This window comes from Amycolatopsis sp. NPDC045836 (genome assembly GCF_056431745.1).
Window position 1 is genome coordinate 73,953 of sequence record NZ_JBWKKF010000005.1, and the last position, 24,413, is coordinate 98,365.

Consider the following 24,413-nt stretch of genomic DNA (forward strand, 5'->3'; position numbering starts at 1 on the left):
CTGGAATCGTGCGCGTGTGAAATCCGTGAACCTCCGCCTGCTGCGGCGCGGCCTGCTCGTGGCCGCGGTGCTCGCCGTGGCCGCGGCCGCCTGGTTCGGCTGGTCCTGGCGGGCCGCCGCGCAGGACGACGACCTCACCCGCGCGCGCGAGCGCGACGAGGTGCTCTCGGCCGCGTCCACCGCGCTGACCGCGCTGAACACGGTCGACCACCGGACCGTGCAGTTCGACTACGACCGCTGGCTGCAGGTCAGCACCGGCCAGTTCGGCAAGGACCTCGCCGCCGACCGCGAGGAGCACCTGCGGCGGACCGGGGAGACCAGGACCATGGCCACCGCCTCGGTGCGCCAGGCGGCGCTGGTCGAACTGCTGCCGGACACCGCGCGGCTGGTCGCCGTGCTGGACGTGCGGATCGGCATCAACGACGAGCCACCGGTGCCCAACCGCAGCCGGCTCGCCGTCGAACTGACCCGGACCGACCAGGGCTGGAAGGTGAGCGCCGTCCAGGCGGGCTGATGGCTACCGACGAACACGAAGACGAAATCACCGAATCGCATTCGGGCACGCTGGAACTGGAAGCCGGCGAACCCGGGGCCGAACCGGGCAAACCGGACTCCCGGCTGGCCACCTCCATCGCCCTGCTGACCGCCGTGGTGGTGCTGGCCACCGGCTGCGCCATCTGGTTCGGCGTGGAATCCGCGCGGTTGTCCGAAGGCGATCCCTCGGCGAACCTGGCGCTGGTGGACGCGACCGCGACGGCGGAGGTCACCGAGCAGGTCGGCGGGGCGATCAAGGCGATCTTCTCCTACGACCACGCCAATCTCGCCCGCACCGAGCGCGCCGCGGGCGGGCTGCTGGTGGACAAGGCGGTCACCCAGTACCAGGACAGCTTCGCCGCCGCGAAGAAGCAGGCGGAGGAGCAGAAACTGGTGCGCACCACCACCATCCGCTGGACCGGGGTGCGCGAGCTGCGCGGGGACACCGCCCGGCTGCTGGTCTTCCTCGACCAGCAGACGCTGCGGCCCGGTGAGAACGGCCAGACCTCCTCGGCCGCTCACCTGGACGTGCAGGCCAGGAAGATCGACGGCGCCTGGAAGATCGCCGAACTCACCGCGCTCTGACCACGGCGGGCGCGGCAGGCCCGCTACCAAAGCGCGATCGGCCGCTCGCACCCAGTACCGCCTTGGGTCACCCGAATGCGCCGCCGGTAACCTGCCGCCTGTGTCTGTCAACAACGATGGGCCTGGCAGGTCCGGCGGGCAGGTGCCGGACAGCCCGGTGAAGGCCGTCGTCGCCCCGCCCCGGCCGGCGCTGACCGAGCCGGTCCCCCTGAACACGCTGGTCGCCCGTGCGGACGCCCGGCTGATCGCGCCACCCGAGAGCGCGGAGAACGCGGTCACCGGGGCGACCCTGCGTGCCCAGCACGTGCTGCCGGGTGACCTGTTCGCCGCGCTGCCAGGAGCCCGCGCCCACGGCGCCGACTTCGCCGAAGCCGCGATCGCCGCCGGTGCCGCCGCGGTGCTCACCGACGAGGCCGGTGCCGAGCGCCCGGCCGTGCGCGACGCCGGGGTGCCGGTGCTCGTGCACCCCGAGCCGCGGCAGGCGCTGGGCCTGATGGCCGCCTGGATCTACGGTGAGCCCTCGCTGAAGCTCTCGGTGCTCGGTGTGACCGGCACCTCGGGCAAGACCACCACGGCCTACCTGGTCGACGCCGGGCTCAAGGCCGCGGGCCGCACCACCGGGCTGATCGGCACGGTGGAGACCCGGATCGCGGGCGAGCGGCTGACCAGCGCCTTCACCACGCCCGAGGCGCCCGACCTGCAGGCGTTGTTCGCGGTGATGGTGGAGCGGGGCGTCACGCACGTGCCGATGGAGGTCTCCAGCCACGCGCTGGCGCTCGGCCGGGTCACCGGCACCCGGTTCGCCGTCGGCGCGTTCACCAACCTCTCCCAGGACCACCTGGACTTCCACCGCGACATGGAGGACTACTTCGCCGCCAAGTCGCTGCTGTTCGACGGCCGGTCCACCACCGAGGTGGTGGTGGTCGACAGCGCCTGGGGGCAGGCGCTGGTCACCCCGCACACGGTGACCGTGTCCACCGAGCCGGACACCGACGCCGCGTGGACGGCCACCGAGCTGACCGCGCTGCCCACCGGCGAGCAGTCCTTCGCGGTGCACGCGCCGGGCGGGCGCACCGCCACCGCGAAGATCCCGCTGCCCGGTGCGTTCAACGTGGCCAACGCCCTGCTGGCCGCGGCCATCCTGGACGTGACCGGGGTGGAGCTGCCGGACATCGTCCGCGGCATCGGCGCGGTCGAGGTGCCCGGCCGGATGGAGCGCGTCCACCTCGGCCAGCCGTTCACCGCGGTGGTCGACTACGCGCACAAGCCCGCCGCGGTGGCGCAGGCGCTGGACGCGCTGCGCGCCCGCACCGACGGCCGGGTGCTCACCGTGCTCGGCTGCGGTGGCGACCGCGACACCGCCAAGCGCCCGATGATGGGCGAGGCCGCGGCCAAGCGCAGCGACGTGCTGATCGTGACCGACGACAACCCCCGCTCCGAGGACCCCGAGCTGATCCGCGCGGCGATGCTCGCCGGGGCGCGCTCGGCCGGGGCCGCCGGCTGCGAGATCGAAGAGATCGGTGACCGGCGCGCGGCCATCGCGCGTGCCGTGGAACTGGCCAGGCCCGGCGACATCGTGCTCGTCGCGGGCAAGGGCCACGAGACCGGGCAGGAGGCCCGCGGCGTGGTGCACCCCTTCTCCGACCGCGACGAACTGGAAGCCGCGATCCGCACCCGGCTGGGGGTGCACGCGTGATCGCGCTGACCCTGGCCGAGATCGCCGGAATCGTCGGCGGGCGGCTGCACGGCACCGACGGGAGCCCGCGGGTGACCGGTTCGGTGGAGTTCGACTCGCGGCAGCTCACCGAAGGCGGCCTCTTCCTCGCGTTGCCGGGGGCGAAGGTCGACGGGCACGCGTTCGCCGCCAAGGCGGTCGCCGCCGGGGCGGCGGGTGTGCTCGCGGCCCGTGAGGTCGACGCGCCCGCGGTGATCGTGCCGCGGCTGGAGGACGACCCGGCGCACGCGCGGTCGTACGTGCTCGCCGGGGACACCGACGGCTCGGGCGCCGCCGTGCTGGCCGCGCTGGGCAAGCTCGCCCGGTACGTGGTCGACGAACTGGCGAAGACCGGGCTGACCGTGGTCGGCGTGACCGGTTCCTCCGGCAAGACCTCCACCAAGGACCTGATCGCCCAGCTGCTCGAACCGCTCGGCCCGACGGTGGCGCCGCCCGGTTCGTTCAACAACGAGCTAGGCCACCCGTGGACCGCGTTGCGTGCCGACGAAAGCACCCGCCACCTGGTGCTGGAGATGTCCGCCCGCGGGCCGGGGCACATCGCCGACCTGGCCGAGATCGCGCCACCGCGCATCGGCGTGGTGCTCAACGTCGGCAGCGCGCACGTCGGCGAGTTCGGCTCCCGCGAGGGCATCGCCCAGGCCAAGGGCGAACTGCCGGAGTCGCTGCCCGAGAACGGCGTCGCGGTGCTCAACCTCGACGATGCGCTGGTGGCGGGCATGGCCTCGCGCACGAAGGCCAGGATCGTCGGCGTCGGCGAGCACCCGGACGCCGACGTGCGCGCGGAGAACGTGACGCTCGACGAGCAGGCCCGTGCCTCGTTCCGGCTGGTCACCCCCGCCGGTTCCGCCGACGTGAAGCTGCCGCTGCACGGCGAGCACCACGTCGGCAACGCCCTTTCCGCCGCCGCCGTCGCCCTCGAACTGGGTGCCTCGGTGGCGGACGTCGCCGCGGGCCTGGCCGGGGTCACCCCGCGGTCCGCGCGCCGCATGGAGGTCACCACCCGGGCCGACGGCCTGGTGGTGCTCAACGATTCGTACAACGCCAATCCGGAGTCGGTCCGCGCCGCGCTCAAGGCGCTCGCCTCGATGAGCACGGGCCGTCGATCTTGGGCGGTCCTCGGTGTGATGGCCGAACTCGGTGCCGATAGCGTGACCGCGCACGACGAGATCGGCCGCCTGGCCGTCCGGCTCAACATCGACAGGCTCGTGGTGGTCGGCGAGGACGCCGCCGCGATGCACCAAGGCGCGAGCCACGAAGGTTCATGGGGAGAGGAGTCCGTCCTGGTGCCCGACACCGACGCCGCCATCGCCTTGCTGCGCGAGCAGCTGCGGCCGCAGGACGTGGTGCTGGTCAAGGCTTCCAAGGTCGCCGCCCTCTGGCGGGTGGCCGACGCGGTGCTGGCCACCGGCGGTGACGCGTGATCAGCATCCTGATCGCGGCCTCCGTCGGCCTGCTGGTCTCCATCCTGCTCACGCCGTACCTGATCCGCGTGTTCTCGCGGCAGGGCTTCGGCCAGGAAATCCGCGAAGAGGGCCCGGCCGGGCACAAGTCCAAGCGCGGCACGCCGACCATGGGCGGCGTGGCGATCATCGTCGCGATGGTCGTCGGCTACTTCGTCGCCCACCTGATCGACTGGATGGGCAACTCGGCCTCGAGCGGGCCGTCGGCTTCGGGGCTGCTGGTGCTGTTCCTCGGCGTCGGCCTCGGGGTGGTCGGGTTCCTCGACGACTTCATCAAGATCCGCAAGCAGCGCAACCTCGGGCTGAACAAGACCGCGAAGATCGTCGGCCAGGTGGTGGTCGGGGTCGCCTTCGCGGTGCTGGCGCTGCAGTTCGCCGACGAGAACGGGCTCAGCCCGGCGTCGATGAACCTGTCCTACGTGCGCGACATCGAGCTGATCGTGCTGCCGATCCCGCTGTTCGTGCTGTTCACCCTGGTGGTCATCTCCGGCTGGTCGAACGCGGTGAACTTCACCGACGGCCTGGACGGGCTGGCCGGTGGCGCGGCGGCGATGGTGCTGGCCACCTACGTGGTGATCTCGTTCTGGCAGGCCCGCCTCAGCTGCGCGGAGAGCCCAGCCGCCGCCTGCTACAACGTGCGTGACCCGCTGGACCTCGCGGTGGTCGCCGCGGCCGCCACCGGCGCCTGCGTCGGCTTCCTGTGGTGGAACGCCGCCCCGGCGAAGATCTTCATGGGCGACACCGGCTCGCTGGCGCTCGGCGGCCTGGTCGCCGGGCTGTCCATGACCACCCGCACCGAGCTGCTCGCCATCGTCATCGGCGGCCTGTTCATGGTCGAGATGATCTCGGTGGTGCTGCAGATCGCGGTCTTCCGCACCACCCGGCGCCGGTTGTTCCGGATGGCGCCGTTCCACCACCACTTCGAGCTGGCGGGCTGGGCCGAGACCACGGTGATCATCCGGTTCTGGCTGCTCTCGGCGATCTGCTGCATGTTCGGCCTCGGCCTGTTCTACAGCGAGCAGCTCGCCGGCGGCGGATAAGCAGGAGGGACGCAGCTGATGGACCTGGCCGGACGCCGGGTGCTGGTGGCCGGGGCCGGGGTGACCGGCAAGTCGGTGGTCGCCGCGCTGACCGGACTGGGCGCCGAGATCACCGTCACCGACGGCAACGCCGAGCGGCTGGCCGAACTCGACGGCCTCGGGGCCACCCTGGTGCCGGGGCTGACCGAGCCACCCGAAGGCACCGCGCTGGTGGTGACCAGCCCGGGCTGGCGCCCGACCGCGCCCCTGCTCGTCGCCGCCGAGGCGGCGGGGGCCGAGGTGATCGGCGACGTCGAGCTGGCCTGGCGGATCGGGCAGGACCTGCCGGAGCCGCCGGTGTGGCTGGCGGTCACCGGGACCAACGGCAAGACCACCACGGTCGGCATGCTGGAGTCGGTGCTGCGTGCCGCCGGGCTGGACGCGGTGGCCTGCGGGAACGTCGGGTACGCGGTGCTGGACGCGGTGCTCGCCGGGCACCGGGTGCTGGCGGTGGAGCTGTCCAGCTTCCAGCTGCACTGGTCGAGCACGCTGGCCCCGCACGCGTCGGTGGTGCTCAACCTCGCCGAGGACCACATCGACTGGCACGGCTCGATGGCCGAGTACGCCGCCGCCAAGGGCAAGATCCACCGGCGTTCGGCGACCGTGGTGCACAACTCGCTCGACGAGTGGTCCGTCCGGCTGGCTGCCGCGTACGCGCCGGAGGGCGCGCGGACGGTGGGCATCGGCGTGGACACCCCGCGCCCCGGTGAGCTGGGCGTGGTCGAGGACCTGCTGGTCGACCGCGCGTTCGTGGCCGATCCGGTGCACCGCGCCGAGGAACTGGGTGCGTTGTCCGACGTGCGCCCGGCCGGGCCGCACAACGTGCTGAACGCGCTCACCGCCGCCGCGCTGGCCCGCGCCTGCGGCGTGCCCGCCGAGGCGGTCGCGAAGGGGCTGCGGGAGTTCCAGCCCGGCGCGCACCGGGCGGTCGAGGTCGGCGAGGTCGGCGGCGTGCGCTACGTCAACGACTCGAAGGCGACCAATCCGCACGCCGCGGCCGGCTCGCTCGGCGCCTACCCCGACGTGGTCTGGATCGCCGGTGGCCAGCTCAAGGGCGCCGCGGTGGACGCGCTGGTCGAAGCGGCCGCCGACCGGCTGCGCGGGGTGGTGCTGCTCGGCGTGGACGCGCCGGTGATCGCCGCCGCTTTGGCGCGACACGCGCCGGATGTCCCGGTGAACACGCTCCGCCCGGGTGACGATGACCCCATGACTGCGGCGGTGGGTGCGGCCAGTGCCATGGCACGTCCCGGGGACGTGGTGGTCCTCGCGCCCGCGGCCGCCTCACTGGACATGTTCCGCGACTACGCCCAGCGGGGCGATGCCTTCACTGCCGCGGTGCGTGCCCTGGCAGGTCGGGGGCTGAACAGTGGCAGTGGTTAGGCCGGATCGGATCAACAGGACCGGGAACACCGGCAAGACGAACAACACCGAACCGGGCGCGACACGCGTCGCCCGGCGGCTCGGCCGCGCCCCTCGCGGGGAGCGGCCCTCGCGGAGCTTCTCCACCGAGCAGTTCGCGCTGACCGCGTGGCTGTCGCGGCCACTGGCCTCGTTCCACCTGGTGCTCGCCATCACCGGCACGCTGACGGTGATCGGGATCGTGATGGTGCTGTCGGCTTCCTCGCCGTCCTCCTACGACCCGAAGACCGGCTCGTCGGTGTACGCGTTGTTCCAGAAGCACCTGATGTTCGTCGGCATCGGCTCGCTGGCGTTCCTGATCGGGCTGCGGGTGTCCCTGCGGCGGATCCGGGCGCTGTCCTCCACCGCCATGGTGGTTTGCCTCAGCCTGCTGATGCTGGTGCTCACCCCGCTCGGCAAGAACGTCAACGGCTCGCAGGGCTGGTTCATGGTCGGGCCGTTCTCGCTGCAGCCGGTCGAGCTGGCCAAGGTGGCGCTGGCGCTGTGGGGCGCGCACATCCTGGTGATCAAGTACAACGTGCTGCACCAGTGGCGGCACCTGCTGGTCCCGGTGGTGCCCGCGGCGCTGCTGATGTTCGCGCTGGTGATGGCGCAGCCCGACCTCGGCGGCACGGTCACCCTCGGCGTGGTGCTGATCGCGCTGCTGTGGTTCGCCGGCGCGCCGAAACGGCTGTTCGGGGTGATCCTGGCCGGTGGGGTCGGCGGGGCGGTGGTGCTGGCGCTGGTCGCGCAGTACCGGCTGGACCGGGTGATGACCTTCCTCAACCCCGGCGCCGACCCGCAGGGCAAGGGGCTGCAGGCGAACCAGGCGCTCTACGCCATCGCCGAGGGCGGTTTCTTCGGCAAGGGACTGGTGCAGGGGCAGTCGAAGTGGCGCTACCTGCCCAACGTCCAGCACGACTTCATCTTCGCCCTGATCGGCGAGGAACTCGGGTTCGTCGGCTGCGTGGTGGTGATCGGCCTGTTCGGCCTGCTCGCCGTGGTCGGCATGCGGATCGCCACGCGTAACCTGGACCCGTGGATCCGGATCGTGGCAGGCACGCTGACGGTGTGGGTGGTCGCGCAGGCGGCGATCAACATCGGTTACGTGATCGGCCTGCTGCCGGTCACCGGGGTGACCCTGCCGCTGATCTCCTACGGCGGCACGTCACTGGTGGTGACCATGCTGCTGCTGGGCATCCTGGCCAACTGCGCCAGGCACGAACCGGAGGCGGTGGCCGCGCTGCGCACCCAGGGGCCCGGTAAGTTCGGTCGCCTGCTGCGCCTGCCGGCGCCCGAGCCGTACCGCCCGCCGACCAAGCGCCGGGGCTCCGCCGGGGCACGCGGCAGCGGTACCAAACGCGGCCGTCCCGCGGCCCGCGCGAGCGAACGCCGCGCCGGAGCCAGCAGGGCGGGCGTGGCACGCGGAAGTTCGACACGGAGAGGACGTCGGTGACAGACCCGGCAGTTGGAGCGGACAGGGCCAGCCGAGCCAGGCGAGCCGTCGAGCAGGCGGCGCCGACGGTGGTCGTGGCCGGCGGTGGCACGGCGGGGCACATCGAGCCAGCGCTCGCCCTCGCGGACGCGGTCAAGCGCCTGCGGCCGGACGCGAAGGTGATCGCCCTCGGCACCGCACGCGGCCTGGAGACCAAACTGGTGCCCGAGCGCGGTTACCCGCTGGAGCTGATCCCGCCGGTGCCGCTGCCGCGCAAGCCGACGCCGGAGCTGATCCGGCTGCCGCTGAAGGTGCGCGACTCGGTGAAGAAGACCCGTGAGGTGCTGGAGCGGGTCGGTGCCGACGTGGTGGTCGGCTTCGGCGGTTACGTCGCGCTGCCCGCCTACCTGGCCGCCCGCGGCCGGGTGCCGATCGTGGTGCACGAGGCGAACAAGACCGCCGGGCTGGCGAACAAGGTCGGCGCGCGGTTCGCCAGGCGCGTCGCGGTCGCCGTGCCGGGCACGCCGCTGCCCGGGGCCGAGGTGGTCGGCATCCCGCTGCGGCGCTCGATCACCTCGCTGGACCGCGCCGCGCTGCGGGCGGAGGCCCGCGAGCACTTCGGACTGGACCCGGACGCGCCGACCCTGCTGGTGTTCGGCGGTTCCCAGGGCGCCGCCTCGATCAACACCGCGGTTTCCGGGGCGGCCAAGGACTTCGCCGACGCCGGCATCGGCGTGCTGCACGCGCACGGCCCGAAGAACACGCTGGTGGTGCAGGAGTTCCCGGACAAGCCCGCGTACGTGCCGGTGCCGTACCTGGAGCGGATGGACCTGGCCTACGCCGCCGCCGACGCGGTGCTCTGCCGGTCCGGCGCGATGACCGCGGCCGAGGTGTCCGCGGTGGGCCTGCCCGCGGTTTTTGTGCCGCTGCCGCACGGCAACGGCGAGCAGGGGCTCAACGCCAAGCCGGCGGTCGACGCCGGTGCGGCGCTGCTGGTGGAGGACGCGGACCTGACCCCGGGCAAGGTGGCCGAACTGGTGGTGCCGCTGGTGGCCGACGCGGCCAGGGTGGCGGAGATGAGTGCGGCCGCGGTGGGTCTCGGCCACCGCGAGGCCGACGAGGTGCTGGCCCGGATCGTGCTGGAGGCGGCGGCGAAATGACGGAACTCCCCGAGGTGCTGCGGCGCGCGCACCTGATCGGCATCGGCGGTGCCGGGATGAGCGGCATCGCCCGCATCCTGCTCGCGCGCGGGGCCGAGGTGTCCGGTTCGGACGCGAAGGACTCCCGCGCCTTCCCCGGGTTGCGCGCGCAGGGCGCGAAGATCGCGGTGGGGCAGGCGGCGGCCAACCTGGACGCCTTCGACGGCGGGCCGAGCGCGGTGGTGGTGTCCACCGCGATCAGGGACGGCAATCCGGAGCTGGCCGCGGCCCGCGAGCGCGGCATCCCGGTGCTGCACCGGGCCGAGGCGCTGGCCGGGCTGATGGCGGGGCACCGGGTGGCCTGCATCGCCGGGACGCACGGCAAGACCTCCACCACCTCGATGCTCACCGTGGCGTTGCAGCACTGCCGTCTCGACCCGTCGTTCGCCATCGGCGGTGACCTGAACGAATCCGGGTCGAACGCGCACCACGGCACCGGCGGCATCTTCGTCGCCGAGGCCGACGAGAGCGACGGTTCGTTCCTGGCCTACTCGCCGTCGGTCGCGGTGGTGACCAATGTGGAGCCCGACCACCTGGACCACCACGGCACGGCCGAGGCGTACACCGGGGTGTTCACCGAGTTCGTCCGGCGGCTGGAGCCGGGCGGGCTGCTGATCGCCTGCGGGGACGACGAGCCCGCCGCCGAACTGGCGGCCAAGGCGGAGGCCGACGGCGTGCGCGTGCAGCGCTACGGCCGGTCGGTCACCGGGGTGGCCGACGCGAAGGTGCTCGACTACACGCCGGGGCCCGAGGGCGGGGTCGTCCGCGTCGCCGTCGGCGGCAAGGAACTGGACGTGCTGGTCGCGGTGCCGGGTGAGCACATGGCCTACAACGCGGTGGCCGCGCTGCTGGCCGGGATCGAGCTGGGCGCGCCGGTGGAGGAGCTGGCCGAAGGGCTGGCCGCGTTCGGCGGGGTGCGGCGGCGGTTCGAGTTCAAGGGCCGCTCCGGCGACGTCCGGGTCTACGACGACTACGCCCACCACCCGACCGAGGTCGAAGCGCAGCTGCGTGCGGTGCGGCACGCGGCGGGCACGGGGCGGGTGATCGTGTTGTTCCAGCCGCACCTGTACTCGCGCACGAAGACCTTCTCCGCCGAATTCGCGCGGGCGCTGAACCTGGCGGACGAGGTGATCGTGCTCGACGTCTACGGCGCTCGCGAGGAGCCGGAGCCGGGGGTCACCGGGGCGCTGATCGCGGACCAGATCTCGACGGTGTCGTCCTCGGTGCACTACGTGCCCGCGTTCGACCAGGTGGTCACCCTGGCCGCCGAGCTGGCGAAGCCGGGTGACCTGGTGATCACCATGGGTGCCGGTGACGTCACGCAGCTCGGGCCGGAAATCCTCGCCGAGCTGGACAGCCGGAGCGAGCAGGGCTGGTGACCACGGCCAGGGAAGCCAGGCAGCGGCGGCGGCGCGGGCCGGGCGAGGAGCGCGGGCCCGCGCGCTCGGCGTCGGCCAGCCGCCGCGGCCGCCGTCCGGAGCGCGCGCGGCAGCGCACCGGCACCCGGCCGAGCAGGCGGAAGGCGATGCAGCGCCGGTGGGTGGCGCTGCTCAGCGCGGTCAGCGTGCTCGCCGTGCTGTACCTGGTTTTCTTCACGTCGCTGCTGGGCGTGCGCACGGTGGACGTGGTGGGCGCGAACAGCCTTTCGCCGGACCAGATCCGCGCGGTCGCCGCCGTCCCGGACCGGCGCGCGATGCTGCGCGTGGACACCGACGAGATCCGCGACCGGGTGCTCACCCTGCCGGGCGTGGCCACCGCGGACGTTTCGCGGTCGTGGCCGTCGACCATCGAGATCGCCGTCTCGGAACGCACGCCGATCGGCTTCTTCAACACCGGCCAGGAAATCCACCTGGTCGACGATTCGGGTTTCGTGTTCAAGAAGGTGGCGGTGGCGCCCGCGGGCCTGCCGGAACTGAAACTCGCGCGGGTCGGCCCGGACGACCCACCCACCCGCGCCGCGACGGCCGTGCTGATCGCCCTGCCGCAGCAGCTAAGGGGCCAGGTGGCCGCCGTCGGCGCCGACTCCCCCGGGAGCGTCCGCCTCGACCTCAACGACGGCCGCCAAATCCGCTGGGGCGACGCGGAACAACTCGACCGCAAGACGAAGGTGCTGGCCGCCCTGCTCACCCAGCCGGGCAAGGTCTACGACGTCTCCAGCCCGGAACTGCCCACCGTCTCCTGACGGCGATCACGTCAAGCCACGGGTTCGTCGTAGCGGAAGCCGAGCAGGGTGATTTCCTTCAGGTCCGGATCGCCCTCGAAGGGTTTTCCCTCATAGGTGATGCCGAGCAGGGCGCGCAGGGCCTCTTCCCCCAGATCCAGCGGGTGGAACGGGAACGGGCTCCAAACCGGCGACGGGCGGTCCCCCGACCAGTACGGCTTCTCGAACATCAGCGCGTCCCCGGTTTCCTCCAGGATCCCGTATTCCGGCGCCAGGCTGAGCGAACGCACCAGCGTGCCCTGCTCCCACATCGCGTAGGCGAACCAGTCCACGGCGCTGTGCATGGCGTGCAGGTACACCGTGGCGTCACCGGCGGGTTCGAGCAGGTTCGGCGGCAGCTGCGACGGCTGGTCCACCGCCGCCTCGGGGGCGCAGATCACGGTGAGCCCGGGAAAGCAGCCGACATACATGCGGCCCTCGGGCGGGTTCACGTTCTCCAGCAGGTTGCCGTCGCCGATTTCCTCCAGCCGCGCGTGCGGCTGCAACCGCCGCGCCATCGCCCGCGTCGCGCCGCGGTCGGGCACGGGGTGCCCCGGCAGCACCACCTTCGCGTCGTCCTCGGAGTACACGAGCAAGGCCGTCACCGCACCCATGGGAACTCCTTCCTGCCGGACCGCGGGCGGCCGGCGAACACGCGGTCGCCGGTGGAACGAGCGGGGACCCGGCAAGTGAACCAACTGGGCACCACGGATTCGACTAGTGTCGGCGCCTCCCGGCATCGGACCCCCTTCGGCTCGCCGTTGCCGTTCGAGCATGTCGCGGCGGGCGGCACCGGCGCATCAACCTCTTGGCTGATGCCCCGCGAGCACTGGACAACCCCTCAGCCCGGCCGGGGCGCGCGCGGCAGAATGCCGGGCATGGACACGACCGAGCGCCCCGACCCACCGCGGACCGGTACCGAACGCGAACAGCTGAACGGTTTCCTCGATTTCCTCCGCAGCGCGATCTCGCTCAAGGCACGCGGGCTCACCGACGAGCAGGCCCGGCTGGTGCACGTGCCCACCAGCGGCCACACCACCATCGCCGGCCTCGTCGGGCACCTCACCTACGTCGAGTCCTACTGGTTCTCCGTGGTGCTCGGCGGTCAGGAGGACCCCTGGCGCGAACGCTTCAAGGAAGACCCCGACGCCGAGTTCACCGCCGCGGCCACCGTGCCCATCGCCGAACTCGTCGACGCCTACGAAGCGGAATGCCAGGCCGGCCGCGAAATCGCCGCGAAGCTCGAACTGGACCACCGGGTGCCGTTGCGCGACGGTGAAGTGACCGTGCGCTGGGTGCTGATGCACATGATCGAGGAAACCGGCCGCCACGCCGGGCACCTCGACCTCTTGCGGGAACTCACCGACGGGCAGAAGGGGGAGTAGCCGGCACCAATCCGGCCGCCGGGGTGCTCCGAAGGACCGATGTGCATACCGTGGCTCCCGCCGACCGACTCGGAGGACTCGATGGATGAGACGGCACCGCGCGGTGAGCTGCGGCCGGTCTCCGGCGCCGAACCGGCGACGGAGGACCTGCTGGTCCGCGTGGCCAAGGGCGACGAGCGCGCCTTCGAGCAGGTCTACGACCGGCTGGCCGGGCCGATCCTCGGCCTGGTCCGCCGGGTGGTGCGCGACGGCGCGCAGTCCGAGGAGGTGGCGCAGGAGGTGCTGGTGGAACTGTGGCGCACGGCGCCGCGGTACTCGCCGGAGCGCGGCAGCGCGCTCAACTGGGCGCTGACCATGGCGCACCGCCGGGCGGTGGATCGCGTCCGCTCCGCCCGCGCGAGCACCGAACGCGAGGTCAAGGCCACCTTCGAGGCGAGCAGGAGCCGCCCGTTCGACGAGGTGGCCGAAGCGGTCACCTCGCGGCTGGAACGCCAGCAGGTGCGCCGCTGCCTCGGCCACCTGACCGAACTGCAGCGCGAGTCGGTGCTGCTGGCCTACTACCAGGGTTACACCTACCGCGAGGTGGCCGAAGTGCTGGCCACCCCGCAGGGCACGGTGAAGACCCGGCTCCGCGACGGCCTGATCCGGCTGCGGGACTGCTTGGGGGTGACCGCATGACCTCGCCGGACATGCACACGCTGGCCGGGGCCTACGCCGTGGACGCGCTGGACGACGTCGAACGCGAACGGTTCCGGCGGCACCTGGGCGAATGCCCGTCGTGCGCGCAGGAAGTGCGCGAGCTGCGGGCGACCGCCGCGCGACTGGGGAACGCCGTGGCCGAGGAACCGCCACCCGGCATGAAGGCCGGGGTGCTGGCGGCGATCCGCACCACCCGCCAGGAACCGCCGTCGGCGGGTGGCGACCGGGGCGGCCGGTCGCGGCGCGGTGGGGGAGCGCCGCGCTGGCTGGTCGCCCTGACCAGCGCCGCGGCCGTGGTCGGCCTGGCGCTCGGCGGGATCTTCGGCGGGCTCGCGCTGCGCACGCAGGGCGAACTGGACGCCGCCAGGCAGCAGGCCGCCGAGGCCACGGCGAAGTACGCGCCGATGGGCGAGCTGCTCGCCGCGCCCGACGTGGTGACCGCGCACGACCCCGGCGGCCACGGCACCGTGGTGATGTCGCCGAGCCTGGACAAGGCCGCCTTCATGGCGACGAACCTGCCCGCCCGCCCCCCGGACCGCGAATACCAGGTCTGGCTGGTGCACACCGACGGCCAGGTGCGGTCGATGGGCCTGGTGCCGGGCGGACCGGAACCGGGTTCGGTGCTCACCGCGCAGGGACTGACCGGCGTGGCCGCGCTCGGCGTCACGGTGGAACCGCGCGGGGGTTCCCCGGCGCCGACGACCGCGCCCCTGCTGACCATCTCGATGGCCGCTTGACACTTTCCACACAAGAAGGCGTTGTGGCCGAAGAGATTGCGACGCGCGCGGCGTGGCACCTGGATTCCGGGCGTGCGGCTCCCTACCGTCCTGGACAACGTCGGTAGTTGACATAACTCTAAGCCTCGACTAGAGGTCGAGGGTTTCGGGCGGAGACGTGGAGACGTGCCCGTATCGTTCGAGGGGCGACCGCCGGCGCGGTTACACGCACAATCACGATCAGGAAGGCGGATCCCGATGACGCCCCCGCACAACTACCTCGCGGTGATCAAGGTCGTCGGCATCGGTGGCGGCGGCGTCAACGCCGTGAACCGGATGATCGAGGTCGGCCTCAAGGGTGTCGAGTTCATCGCGGTGAACACCGACGCGCAGGCGCTGCTCATGTCCGATGCCGACGTCAAGCTCGACATCGGCCGCGAACTCACCCGCGGCCTCGGCGCCGGCGCCGCCCCGGAGGTCGGCCAGCGCGCCGCCGAGGACCACCGCGAGGAGATCGAAGAGGTCATCAAGGGCGCCGACATGGTGTTCGTGACCGCGGGCGAGGGCGGCGGCACCGGCACCGGCGGCGCGCCCGTGGTGGCGCAGATCGCGCGCAAGCTCGGCGCGCTCACCATCGGCGTGGTCACCCGGCCGTTCTCCTTCGAGGGCAAGCGCCGCGGCAAGCAGGCCGAGGACGGCATCCAGGCGCTGCGCAACGAGTGCGACACGCTGATCGTCATCCCGAACGACCGGCTGCTGCAGCTCGGCGACATCGGCGTCTCGCTGATGGACGCCTTCCGCTCGGCCGACGAGGTGCTGCTCTCCGGTGTGCAGGGCATCACCGACCTGATCACCACGCCCGGCCTGATCAACCTGGACTTCGCCGACGTCAAGAGCGTGATGTCCGGGGCGGGCAGCGCGCTGATGGGCATCGGCTCCGCCCGGGGTGAGGGCCGCGCGGTGCAGGCCGCCGAGAAGGCGATCAACTCGCCGCTGCTGGAGGCGTCGATGGACGGCGCGCACGGCGCCCTGCTGTCCATCGCCGGTGGCTCCGACCTCGGCCTGTTCGAGATCAACGAAGCGGCCTCGCTGGTGCAGGAGTCCGCGCACCCGGACGCCAACATCATCTTCGGCACGATCATCGACGACTCGCTCGGCGACGAGGTCCGGGTCACCGTGATCGCGGCCGGGTTCGACGCCGGCGCGCCGACGCACAAGAAGCTCGACCCGTCCGCGGTCGGTTCGCGCAGCACCACGGTCTCCGCCGAAGCCGGTCAGGTCGGCGGTTCCGGCGGTTCCCCGCTGTCGTCTTCCTCCCCGTCCCGGCCGGGCAGCCCGACGCCGGGGCAGCGCACGCCGCCGCCCGCCGGTGGTGACCGGCTCACCGGTGGCTTCAGCGGTGGCACCGGCTCGATCTCCGGCGGCCTGCCGCAGCCGGGCGGGAGCCGTCCCGGTTACCCGACGCCGCGTTCCACCGGGCCGGGCGCCCAGGGCAACCTGCCCGGCCGCGCCGTACCGGTGACCGACGACCCCAGTGACGACGAAGTCGACGTTCCGCCGTTCATGCGTCGCTAAGCTGCGTTGGTGCGCATACGGAGGGTCGTCACGACCAGGGCGGGCGGTGCCTCGCGGGCACCGTACGAAAGCTTCAACCTCGGGGACCACGTCGGCGACGACGAAGCGGCGGTGGCGGCCAACCGCCGCCGCCTGGCCGGTGAACTCGGCCTCGCCGAAGGCGATCTGGCCTGGATGGAACAGGTGCACGGCCGCACCGTGGCGGTGGTCGACGAACCGGGCGGTGCGCCGGCCGAGGCCACCGACGCGCTGGTCACCGCGCGGCCCGGCGTCGCGCTGGTGGCGCTGGTCGCCGACTGCGTGCCGGTGCTGCTCGGCGACCCCGAGAACGGGGTGGTGGCCGCGGTGCACGCAGGCCGCGTCGGCGCCAGGGTGGGCGTGGTCCCGGCCGCGCTGGAGGCGATGAAGTCGGCCGGTGCCGAGCTCGACCGGGTGGAGGCGCTGCTCGGCCCGGCCATCTGCGGTGAGTGCTACGAGGTGCCGAAGGCGATGGCCGAGGACGTCGAGGCGCACCTGCCCGGCAGCGCCTGCCGGAGCCGCAACGGCACGCCGGGGCTGGACCTGCGCGCGGGGTTGTGGCGGCAGCTGGCCGACGCGGGTGTCGCCAAGATCGGGGTCGACCCGCGCTGCACCGCCGAGGACCGGACGCTGTTCAGCTTCCGCCGCGACGGCACCACCGGCAGGCTGGCCGCGATCACCTGGGTGGAAGCATGAGCACCGATCGCCAGGCCGAGCTGGCCGAAGCCCTCGAACTCGTCCGGAGCCAGATCCGGGAGGCGTGCCGGGCGGCGGGGCGCCGCCCCGAGGACGTGCGGTTACTGGCCGTGACCAAGACGTTCCCCGCCGTGGACGCCGCCCTGCTGACCGACCTCGGCGTGACCGATCTCGCCGAAAACCGCGACCAGGAGGCGAACGCCAAGGCCGCGGAGGTGGCCGCGATGCGCCCCGGCACCCGGGTGCGCTGGCACATGGTCGGCAGGCTCCAGCGGAACAAGGCGCGCTCGGTGGTCCGCTGGGCGCAGGAGGTGCAGTCGGTCGACTCGATCCGGCTCGGCGAGGCGCTGGCGAAGGCGGTCCGGGCCGCGCGGGAGCGCGGAGAACGTGACCAACCCCTCGACGTGCTCGCCCAGGTCAGCCTGGACGATGCGGAGGCGGCCGCCGGCCGGGGTGGCTGTCCGCTACCGGAGTTGCCCGCACTGGCGGAAAACCTCACCCAGTCGGGTGATTTGCGGCTGCGGGGGCTGATGGCCGTCGCCCCACTGGGTACCGACCCCTCGGCGGCTTTCTCCCGGCTGGCGGCAGCGAGGGAAAAGTTCCTTGATGACCACCCCGGAGCCGTGGAACTCTCTGCGGGGATGAGTGGTGATCTTGCCCAAGCCATTGCCTGCGGCTCGACCTGTGTGCGTGTCGGAACCGCGCTGCTCGGACGGCGAGGTTTAGCCTCACCGTAGTGAAAACATCGAGCGGCGTCGGATTCGGTGACGCAGTGTGATGGTGGGGCACTGGCGTGGCTTCAGGCGTGAGTGGCCGCGAGGGTCGAGAAGGCAGGGAGGCACACCGCATGAGCGCGCTGCAGAAGCTGAAGGCGTACTTCGGCATGGTCCCGGCCGACAGCGACGGCTACGACGGGTACGACAGCTACGACGGTGACTACCGGCGTGACTCCCGCAACTCCCGTGATTACGACTACGCCGACGACGCCGACGAGTACGAAGCCTACGAGGAGCCGGCCGCGCCGCCCGTGCGCACCCGCTCGAGGGGGCGATACCGCACGATGGACGAGTTCGACGACGAGGAGCCGCGCTCGCGCGGCCGCGCGCCCACCCCCGCTCCCGCGGTGCAGGGTGCGCTCGCGGTGGACCGGCCGGATCCGGTGGCCCGGCTGCGGCCGGTGCCGGAGCAGGCCAGGGTGCCCAGCCGGGATCCGCTGAGCCGGATCACCACGCTGCACCCGACCAGCTACGCCGAGGCCAGGGCGATCGGCGAGCACTACCGCGACGGCATCCCGGTGATCATCAACCTGACCGAGATGGACAACGCCGACGCCAAGCGGCTGGTGGACTTCTCGGCCGGGCTGGCGTTCGCCCTGCGCGGCTCGATGGACAAGGTCACCAACAAGGTGTTCTTGCTCTCACCGCCGGATGTGGACGTGACCGCCGAGGACCGCCGCCGGATCGCCGAAGGCGGGCTCTTCCTGCGCAACTGAAGCGGCTCGCGATCAGGGGCACCGGCCGGGTGGCCGGTGCCCCTGATCCGCGTTCCCCGGTTGTTGTACGGTGTTGTGCACCACCCGATTCCGCCCAGGTCAGCCCACTGACGCCACGCCGGGGCGCGGGTGTGGCAGAGTGGAGACGTGCAAGCGGTCTGGATCGTCCTCTACTACGTGCTGTTCGCGTTCTGGCTCCTGCTCACAGCACGGGTCGTGGTCGAGCTCGTGCGCGCCTTCGCGCGTGAGTGGCGCCCCGCCGGAGGGGTTGCGGTGACGCTGGAGACCATCTACACAGTTACGGACCCGCCGGTCCGATTGGTTCGGCGGATCATCCCGATGGTGCGGATTGGCGGCGTCGGACTGGACTTATCGATTATGGTGCTGCTGTTGGTTGTGTTCATACTGATGCAACTGGCATATCCAGGGTGATCGGGGACCCTGGTGACCTGCAGGCCATGGAGTGCGTGAGGTGATCTGATGTCGTTGACCCCCGCTGACGTGCACAACGTCGCGTTCAGCAAGCCGCCCATTGGCAAACGGGGCTACAACGAGGACGAGGTGGACGCGTTCCTCGACCTGGTGGAGACCGAACTCGCCCGGCTCATCGAGGACAATAACGAGCTGCGCCAGCAGGTCGAGCAACTCGATGCCGAGCTGGAATCGACCCGTGGCGAGTTGGAGACCGCGCGGTCCGCCGGTCCGGTGGGCAGCGTGCCCCCGCCCGCCCCGGTGCGCGAGGAGCCCCGGCGGCTGGCCCCGGTCCCGCCGCCCAGTGCGATGGAGCAGACCCAGGCGCACGGCATGGGCCCGGACAACGCCGAGCCCAACGTGCAGGCCGCGAAGGTGCTCGGGCTGGCGCAGGAGATGGCCGACCGGCTGACCGCCGAGGCCAAGACCGAGTCCGACGGCATGCTGGCCGAGGCCAGGACCAAGTCGGAGCAGCTGCTCTCGGACGCCAGGGCGAAGTCCGACTCGATGGTCAACGAGGCGCGCACGCGCGCCGAGACCATGCTGAACGACGCCCGCACCCGGGTGGAGACCCTGGAGCGGCAGGCGCGCGACAAGGCGACCACGATGGAACGCGAGTCGCAGCGCAAGTACACCGAGACGATGAACAGCCTGAACTCCGAGAAGAACCAGCTGAACAAGCGGATCGAGGAGCTGCGGACCATCGAGCGGGAGTACCGCACCAGGCTGCGCGGCTTCCTGGAGTCGCAGCTGCGCGAGCTGGACGACCGCGGTTCGGCGGCCCCGGCCTCGCCGGGCAACCAGTCGGCGACCGGGTCCAGCAGCGGCCAGGGTTACTCGTTCGGCCCGCGTGCCGAGGCCGGCTGACCCACACGTTCGAGTGAATTCACGGCTCCGACCTTCCTGCCGGAGGGTCGGGGCCGTTTCGCCGTGCCGTCCGTGCTGTAATTCAGCGTGCTCTACGTCGCCCTGGTGCTGGTACTGGCCGCTGCTGGTCTGATCGTCGCCGGCCTGATCACCGCGAGCGTGGTGTGGGCCTGGGCCTCGGTGGCCGTGTCCGTGGTGGCCGCGCTGGTGATGCTGGCCGAGTGGCTGCGCCGCCGGAAGCGGACCACCACCGCCGAGCCGGCCGCGGTGGAAGCCGAGAAGGCCGAAGAGGCCGAAGAAGCCAAGGAAGAGACCGAGCCGGAAGCGGCGAAGGCCGATGCCGACGCCGTCGAGGGTGAGGTCGCCGGTGAGCTGCCGGTGGCCGAAGCGGCCGAGGCCACCGAGAAGGAACCGACCGCCGTGCTCCCCGCCGCGGGCGAGGCCGAGCGCTCGGAAGACGACGAGCCCGAGCCGGACGACGAGGAGCCCGGAGCCACCGCCGGTGAGCTGGGCGACCCCGGCGAAGAGGACACCGACGCGGCCGACCTGCTGGTGGTCTCCGAGCTGCAGGTGGAAGTCCTCGTGGTCGACGAGTACCCGCGTTACCACCTCGCCCACTGCTCGTGGCTGGTGGACCGGGAAACCATTCCCCTCGCCGTCGCCGAAGCGCGTGATCTGGGTTTCACCCCGTGTGATCGCTGCGGTCCCGATGCGCACCTCGCCGCCGAACACCGTGACGCGGGCAAAAAATCACTGAAAAAAGCCGAGAAGTAGGTTTTCCACGGTTTTCGACGGGTATTCCTCACGGTCTGTTGTCTCGCCGTTGTCCGGTCCGCGGGACGGGAAAGCGGACCTCCCCGGAATTGACTTGCCCGGTCGCGTTAACCTGGTGGCACACAGGCGCTGATCCGGCCATCACCGGGGAGCCGCCGGAAGAACAGGGCTCGCGCCCCCAGTAGAACCGGCCGGGTACGGCCCGTGACAGCCGTCGAAACGAGCGGCCCGCGCCTTCGCGTGCGGGCAAGCGGGGTGGTACCGCGGATCGCGGCCGTGACCGGCCGGGCTTCGTCCCCGTGACCCGGGACCACTGGACACCGCGAGGAGCGCTCGATGTACCCCAAGGCCGAGGCTGGTGAACCGACCGGCCAGGTGCCGTCCCAGCCGTCGTTCCCGGCGCTGGAGCAGGCCGTGCTGGCCTACTGGGAGGCCGACCGGACCTTCCAGGCCACCGTGGACGCCCGCGACCCCGGCGTGCACGGGGCCAACGAGTACGTGTTCTACGACGGCCCGCCGTTCGCCAACGGCCTGCCGCACTACGGGCACCTGCTCACCGGGTACGTCAAGGACATCGTGCCGCGCTTCCAGACCATGCGCGGCAAGCACGTCGAACGCCGCTTCGGCTGGGACACCCACGGCCTGCCCGCCGAGCTGGAGGCCGAGCGGCAGCTCGGCATCACCGACAAGTCCCAGATCGACGAGATGGGCATCGCCGCGTTCAACGAGGCGTGCCGCGAGTCGGTGCTGCGCTACACCGGCGAGTGGCGCGAGTACGTCACCCGCCAGGCGCGCTGGGTCGACTTCGACCACGACTACAAGACGCTCGACGTCACCTACATGGAGTCGGTGATCTGGGCGTTCAAGCAGCTGTGGGACAAGGGCCTGGTCTACGAGGGCTACCGCGTGCTGCCGTACTGCTGGCGCGACGAGACCCCGCTGTCCAACCACGAGCTGCGGATGGACGACGACGTCTACGCCAGCCGCCAGGACCCGGCGGTCACCGTCGGCTTCCGGCTGGAGGGCAACGGCAGCGAGCTCGACGGCGCGCACCTGCTGATCTGGACCACCACGCCGTGGACGCTGCCGTCGAACCTGGCCACCGCGGTGCACCCCGAGGTCACCTACGCCCTGGTCGCCGCCGGGGACCAGCGCTACGTGCTGGCCGAGGCCCGCGTCGGCGCCTACGCCAAGGAACTCGGCGAGCAGCCCGAGGTGCTGGCGCGCTACACCGGCGCCGAGCTGCTCGGCACCCGGTACCTGCCGCCGTTCCCGTACTTCCTGGGCCAGGAGAACGCGCACCGCGTGCTCGCCGCCGACTACGTGACCACCGACGACGGCACCGGCGTGGTGCACATCGCGCCCGCCTACGGTGAAGAGGACAAGGTGGTCACCGACGCGGCCGGGATCACCCCGGTCACCCCGGTGGACTCGAAGGGCCGGTTCACCGACGAGGTGTCCGACTACGCCGGTCAGCAGGTGTTCGAGGCCAATCCGAACATCATCCGGGACCTGAAGAACGGCACCGGTTCGGCCGGGCGCAACGGTGCGGTGCTGCTGCGCCACGAGACCTACGAGCACCCGTACCCGCACTGCTGGCGCTGCCGGAACCCGCTGATCTACCGCGCGGTCTCGTCGTGGTTCGTCGCGGTGACCGAGTTCAAGGACCGGATGGTCGAGCTGAACCAGCAGATCACCTGGTACCCGGAGCACGTCAAGGACGGCCAGTTCGGCAAGTGGCTGGAGAACGCCCGCGACTGGTCGATCTCACGCAACCGGTACTGGGGCACGCCGATCCCGGTGTGGCAGTCGGACGACCCGAACTACCCGCGCACCGACGTCTACGGCTCGCTCGACGAGCTGGAGCGCGACTTCGGCGTGCGCCCGGCGGACCTGCACCGGCCGCACATCGACGAGCTGACCCGGCCCAACCCGGACGACCCGACCGGGCGGTCCACCATGCGCCGGGTGCCCGAGGTGCTCGACGTGTGGTTCGACTCGGGTTCGATGCCGTACGCCCAGGTGCACTACCCGTTCGAGAACGCGGACTGGTTCGAGCACCACTACCCGGGTGACTTCATCGTCGAGTACATCGGGCAGACCCGTGGCTGGTTCTACACGCTGCACGTGCTGGCCACCGCGTTGTTCGACCGGCCGTCCTTCCGGACCTGCGTCTCGCACGGCATCGTGCTGGGCTCGGACGGGCAGAAGATGTCGAAGTCGCTGCGGAACTACCCGGACGTCAACGAGGTGTTCGACCGGGACGGGTCCGACGCGATGCGCTGGTACCTGATGGCCAGCCCGATCCTGCGCGGCGGCAACCTGGTGGTGACCGACAAGGGCATCCGGGATGCGGTGCGCCAGGCGGTGCTGCCGCTGTGGAACTCGTACTACTTCCTCGCCCTCTATGCCAACGCCGAGGGCACCGAGGGCCGGTGGCGCACCGACTCGGCGCACGTGCTGGACCGGTACGTGCTGGCCAAGACGCACGAGCTGGTCACCGACGTGGGGGCGGCGCTGGAGGTCAGCGACATCGCCGGCGCCTGCGCCACCACGCGTGAGTTCCTCGAGGTGCTGACGAACTGGTACGTGCGCCGGTCGCGCGACCGGTTCTGGGCCGGGGAGCAGGACGCGGTGGACACCCTGCACACGGTGCTGGAGGTGACCTGCCGGGTGCTGGCGCCGCTGCTGCCGCTGACCACGGAGTCGGTGTGGCGCGGGCTGACCGGTGGCCGGTCGGTGCACCTGACCGACTGGCCGGGCACCACCGAGCTGCCCGCGGACGCCGCGCTGGTCACCGCGATGGACCGGGTGCGCCAGGTGTGCTCGTCGGCGCTGTCGCTGCGCAAGGCGAACAAGCTGCGGGTGCGGTTGCCGCTGGCCAAGCTGGTGGTGGCGGCCGCGGACGTGGCGGCGCTGCGCCCGTTCACCGACGTCATCCGCGACGAGGTCAACGTCAAGTCGGTCGAGCTGACCGCGGACGTGGCCGCGCACGGCGGGTTCGAGGTGGCGGTCAACGCCCGCGCCGCCGGGCCGCGGCTGGGCAAGGACGTGCAGCGGGTGATCAAGGCGGTCAAGGCGGGCGAGTGGTCCACTTCGGACTCCGGCGCGCTGGTGGCGGCCGGCGTCGAGCTGCTGGACACCGAGTACGAGCGCAGGCTGGTGGCCAAGGACCGGGGTGCCGCGGCGGAGCTGCCCGGCGGGTCCGGGCTGGTGCTGCTGGACACCGAGGTGACCGCGGAGCTGGCGGCGGAGGGCCTCGCGCGCGACCTGGTGCGCGTGGTGCAGCAGGCGCGCCGGGACACCGGGCTCGAGGTGGCTGACCGCATCGAGCTGACCGTGGACGCCCCGGCCGAGGTGGTCGAGGCGGCGAAGGCGCACGAGGAGTTCATCGCCGGGGAGACCCTGGCCGGGTCGGTGGGCTACGACTCGGTGCCCGAGGGCTCCACGGGGACCGTCGGGGACGGTGTGAAGGTGTCCGTGGCGGTGCGCAAGCGCTGAAGCGGGGGCCCGTGAGCGGTGGCGGGAAATTGGCGGGGACCGAGGGACCCACACCGCTCACGGGCCGTGCGTGACAGCGCGTATGTTGTTGATCACAACAAATCGCCTGCCTCCATGACACTCCTTTTCCGGTGGTCTGGACAAGCGGCCATTCGGGCTAACGAGCTGAACGGTCGAACGGGGCGGTTCGTGCTGGATGGGGTGAGCTCCTGCTTCGGTGGGCGTGGGCGGGGGTGGCCTCGTGGTGGGTGACTTCGCGGTCTGGGCTTCGCCGCTCGGTGCGGTGGGGTGGCGTCGCGCTGGGTGATCGCCTGGGTGGAGTCTTCGGTGGGGCGGTCGGGCGGCGCCGCGCTGGCTTGAATCAGCCTGCTTCGGTGGGCGGGGCGGCCTCGGCTGGGTGAGCCGCTGGCTTGGGCTTCACCTGGCTCGGCGCGGCGGAGGCGCCGGGCTGGGTGATCTTTTCGCTTGGGCTTCGCCCGGCTCGGGCGTGCGGCGGCGGCGTTGGGCTGGGTGCTCTCCTCGCTCGCGCTTCGCCCGACTAAGCGCGTGGCGGCACCGCGCTGGAGGTGACCCGTGATCAGCTTCCGCCGTCGT

The 24,413-nt window shown here is 71.9% G+C and carries 22 protein-coding genes; 21 read left to right on the plus strand and 1 reads right to left on the minus strand.

Annotated features, from left to right (window positions below; genetic code table 11):
• Positions 1 to 16 precede the first annotated feature (16 nt).
• The 10 genes from AC07EG_RS10075 (at position 17) to AC07EG_RS10120 (ending at position 11,607) form a co-directional block, all read left to right on the plus strand.
• Positions 17 to 514, plus strand: coding sequence for a hypothetical protein (locus AC07EG_RS10075; RefSeq protein ID WP_478252698.1), 498 nt, complete (start codon positions 17 to 19; stop codon positions 512 to 514).
• On the plus strand, positions 514 to 1,119 hold the full coding sequence (locus AC07EG_RS10080; RefSeq protein ID WP_478252699.1) for a hypothetical protein: 606 nt from the start codon (positions 514 to 516) through the stop codon (positions 1,117 to 1,119). The genes AC07EG_RS10075 and AC07EG_RS10080 overlap by 1 nt, the downstream gene beginning before the upstream one ends.
• A gap of 157 nt (positions 1,120 to 1,276) precedes the next feature.
• Positions 1,277 to 2,815 (plus strand): UDP-N-acetylmuramoyl-L-alanyl-D-glutamate--2,6-diaminopimelate ligase, encoded by a 1,539-nt coding sequence (locus AC07EG_RS10085; RefSeq protein ID WP_478253076.1) that lies wholly within the window; start codon positions 1,277 to 1,279, stop codon positions 2,813 to 2,815.
• Entirely contained in the window at positions 2,812 to 4,275 is a 1,464-nt protein-coding gene (locus AC07EG_RS10090; RefSeq protein WP_478252700.1) for a UDP-N-acetylmuramoyl-tripeptide--D-alanyl-D-alanine ligase, read from the plus strand. Before AC07EG_RS10085 ends, AC07EG_RS10090 begins: the two co-directional genes overlap by 4 nt.
• Positions 4,272 to 5,354, plus strand: a complete 1,083-nt coding sequence (gene mraY, locus AC07EG_RS10095) for a phospho-N-acetylmuramoyl-pentapeptide-transferase (RefSeq protein WP_478252701.1) — start codon at positions 4,272 to 4,274, stop codon at positions 5,352 to 5,354. The genes AC07EG_RS10090 and mraY overlap by 4 nt, the downstream gene beginning before the upstream one ends.
• Before the next feature lie 18 nt (positions 5,355 to 5,372).
• Complete coding sequence (gene murD / locus AC07EG_RS10100) at positions 5,373 to 6,773, plus strand: UDP-N-acetylmuramoyl-L-alanine--D-glutamate ligase (protein ID WP_478252702.1); 1,401 nt, start codon at positions 5,373 to 5,375, stop codon at positions 6,771 to 6,773.
• Positions 6,774 to 6,783: 10 nt separating this feature from the next.
• Positions 6,784 to 8,247: a putative lipid II flippase FtsW gene (ftsW, locus tag AC07EG_RS10105; RefSeq protein WP_478253077.1), complete on the plus strand. Its 1,464-nt coding sequence runs from the start codon at positions 6,784 to 6,786 to the stop codon at positions 8,245 to 8,247.
• 68 nt (positions 8,248 to 8,315) lie between these two features.
• Complete coding sequence (gene murG, locus AC07EG_RS10110) at positions 8,316 to 9,386, plus strand: undecaprenyldiphospho-muramoylpentapeptide beta-N-acetylglucosaminyltransferase (protein ID WP_478253078.1); 1,071 nt, start codon at positions 8,316 to 8,318, stop codon at positions 9,384 to 9,386.
• Complete coding sequence (gene murC, locus AC07EG_RS10115; RefSeq protein WP_478252703.1) at positions 9,383 to 10,804, plus strand: UDP-N-acetylmuramate--L-alanine ligase; 1,422 nt, start codon at positions 9,383 to 9,385, stop codon at positions 10,802 to 10,804. The genes murG and murC overlap by 4 nt, the downstream gene beginning before the upstream one ends.
• Positions 10,801 to 11,607, plus strand: coding sequence for a cell division protein FtsQ/DivIB (locus AC07EG_RS10120; RefSeq protein WP_478252704.1), 807 nt, complete (start codon positions 10,801 to 10,803; stop codon positions 11,605 to 11,607). The genes murC and AC07EG_RS10120 overlap by 4 nt, the downstream gene beginning before the upstream one ends.
• An 11-nt stretch (positions 11,608 to 11,618) precedes the next feature.
• Here AC07EG_RS10120 and AC07EG_RS10125 read toward each other — a convergent pair whose 3' ends face one another.
• Positions 11,619 to 12,239 carry a DUF6928 family protein gene (locus tag AC07EG_RS10125; RefSeq protein ID WP_478252705.1) on the minus strand — a complete coding sequence of 207 codons (621 nt, stop codon included), beginning with the start codon at positions 12,237 to 12,239 and terminating at the stop codon, positions 11,619 to 11,621.
• A 255-nt stretch (positions 12,240 to 12,494) separates the two neighbouring features.
• On the opposite strand from AC07EG_RS10125, the gene AC07EG_RS10130 reads away from it, so the two are divergent.
• From AC07EG_RS10130 to ileS, 11 genes are all read left to right on the plus strand, one after another.
• Entirely contained in the window at positions 12,495 to 13,010 is a 516-nt protein-coding gene (locus AC07EG_RS10130) for a DinB family protein (protein WP_478252706.1), read from the plus strand.
• Between the two features lie 81 nt (positions 13,011 to 13,091).
• Complete coding sequence (gene sigK, locus AC07EG_RS10135; RefSeq protein WP_478252707.1) at positions 13,092 to 13,688, plus strand: ECF RNA polymerase sigma factor SigK; 597 nt, start codon at positions 13,092 to 13,094, stop codon at positions 13,686 to 13,688.
• Entirely contained in the window at positions 13,685 to 14,446 is a 762-nt protein-coding gene (locus tag AC07EG_RS10140; RefSeq protein ID WP_478252708.1) for an anti-sigma factor, read from the plus strand. Before sigK ends, AC07EG_RS10140 begins: the two co-directional genes overlap by 4 nt.
• 237 nt (positions 14,447 to 14,683) lie before the next feature.
• Positions 14,684 to 16,000 carry a cell division protein FtsZ gene (gene ftsZ, locus AC07EG_RS10145; RefSeq protein WP_478252709.1) on the plus strand — a complete coding sequence of 439 codons (1,317 nt, stop codon included), beginning with the start codon at positions 14,684 to 14,686 and terminating at the stop codon, positions 15,998 to 16,000.
• A gap of 9 nt (positions 16,001 to 16,009) precedes the next feature.
• On the plus strand, positions 16,010 to 16,714 hold the full coding sequence (gene pgeF, locus AC07EG_RS10150; RefSeq protein WP_478252710.1) for a peptidoglycan editing factor PgeF: 705 nt from the start codon (positions 16,010 to 16,012) through the stop codon (positions 16,712 to 16,714).
• The gene (locus AC07EG_RS10155; protein ID WP_478252711.1) at positions 16,711 to 17,451 is read left to right on the plus strand and encodes a YggS family pyridoxal phosphate-dependent enzyme; all 741 of its coding nucleotides are present in this window, start codon (positions 16,711 to 16,713) and stop codon (positions 17,449 to 17,451) included. The genes pgeF and AC07EG_RS10155 overlap by 4 nt, the downstream gene beginning before the upstream one ends.
• Before the next feature lie 110 nt (positions 17,452 to 17,561).
• On the plus strand, positions 17,562 to 18,206 hold the full coding sequence (locus tag AC07EG_RS10160) for a cell division protein SepF (RefSeq protein ID WP_478252712.1): 645 nt from the start codon (positions 17,562 to 17,564) through the stop codon (positions 18,204 to 18,206).
• A 147-nt stretch (positions 18,207 to 18,353) separates the two neighbouring features.
• Positions 18,354 to 18,638 (plus strand): YggT family protein, encoded by a 285-nt coding sequence (locus tag AC07EG_RS10165; protein ID WP_113693163.1) that lies wholly within the window; start codon positions 18,354 to 18,356, stop codon positions 18,636 to 18,638.
• Positions 18,639 to 18,686: 48 nt separating this feature from the next.
• Entirely contained in the window at positions 18,687 to 19,544 is an 858-nt protein-coding gene (wag31, locus tag AC07EG_RS10170; RefSeq protein ID WP_478252713.1) for a DivIVA-like cell division protein Wag31, read from the plus strand.
• 87 nt (positions 19,545 to 19,631) lie between these two features.
• Complete coding sequence (locus tag AC07EG_RS10175; RefSeq protein ID WP_478252714.1) at positions 19,632 to 20,318, plus strand: hypothetical protein; 687 nt, start codon at positions 19,632 to 19,634, stop codon at positions 20,316 to 20,318.
• 336 nt (positions 20,319 to 20,654) lie between these two features.
• Positions 20,655 to 23,819, plus strand: coding sequence for an isoleucine--tRNA ligase (ileS, locus tag AC07EG_RS10180; protein ID WP_478252715.1), 3,165 nt, complete (start codon positions 20,655 to 20,657; stop codon positions 23,817 to 23,819).
• The last annotated feature ends 594 nt before the right edge of the window (positions 23,820 to 24,413 follow it).

Bases quoted from the DNA above. Each gene is read 5' to 3' on its own strand.
- murD (WP_478252702.1), top strand. From the start codon at position 5,373: ATGGACCTGGCCGGACGCCGGGTGCTGGTGGCCGGGGCCGGGGTGACC.
- AC07EG_RS10160 (WP_478252712.1), top strand. From the start codon at position 17,562: ATGAGCGCGCTGCAGAAGCTGAAGGCGTACTTCGGCATGGTCCCGGCC.
- AC07EG_RS10140 (WP_478252708.1), top strand. From the start codon at position 13,685: ATGACCTCGCCGGACATGCACACGCTGGCCGGGGCCTACGCCGTGGAC.
- AC07EG_RS10080 (WP_478252699.1), top strand. From the start codon at position 514: ATGGCTACCGACGAACACGAAGACGAAATCACCGAATCGCATTCGGGC.
- AC07EG_RS10125 (WP_478252705.1), bottom strand. From the start codon at position 12,239: ATGGGTGCGGTGACGGCCTTGCTCGTGTACTCCGAGGACGACGCGAAG.
- ileS (WP_478252715.1), top strand. From the start codon at position 20,655: ATGTACCCCAAGGCCGAGGCTGGTGAACCGACCGGCCAGGTGCCGTCC.
- sigK (WP_478252707.1), top strand. From the start codon at position 13,092: ATGGATGAGACGGCACCGCGCGGTGAGCTGCGGCCGGTCTCCGGCGCC.
- murC (WP_478252703.1), top strand. From the start codon at position 9,383: ATGACGGAACTCCCCGAGGTGCTGCGGCGCGCGCACCTGATCGGCATC.
- ftsZ (WP_478252709.1), top strand. From the start codon at position 14,684: ATGACGCCCCCGCACAACTACCTCGCGGTGATCAAGGTCGTCGGCATC.
- AC07EG_RS10155 (WP_478252711.1), top strand. From the start codon at position 16,711: ATGAGCACCGATCGCCAGGCCGAGCTGGCCGAAGCCCTCGAACTCGTC.
- AC07EG_RS10130 (WP_478252706.1), top strand. From the start codon at position 12,495: ATGCCGGGCATGGACACGACCGAGCGCCCCGACCCACCGCGGACCGGT.
- wag31 (WP_478252713.1), top strand. From the start codon at position 18,687: ATGTCGTTGACCCCCGCTGACGTGCACAACGTCGCGTTCAGCAAGCCG.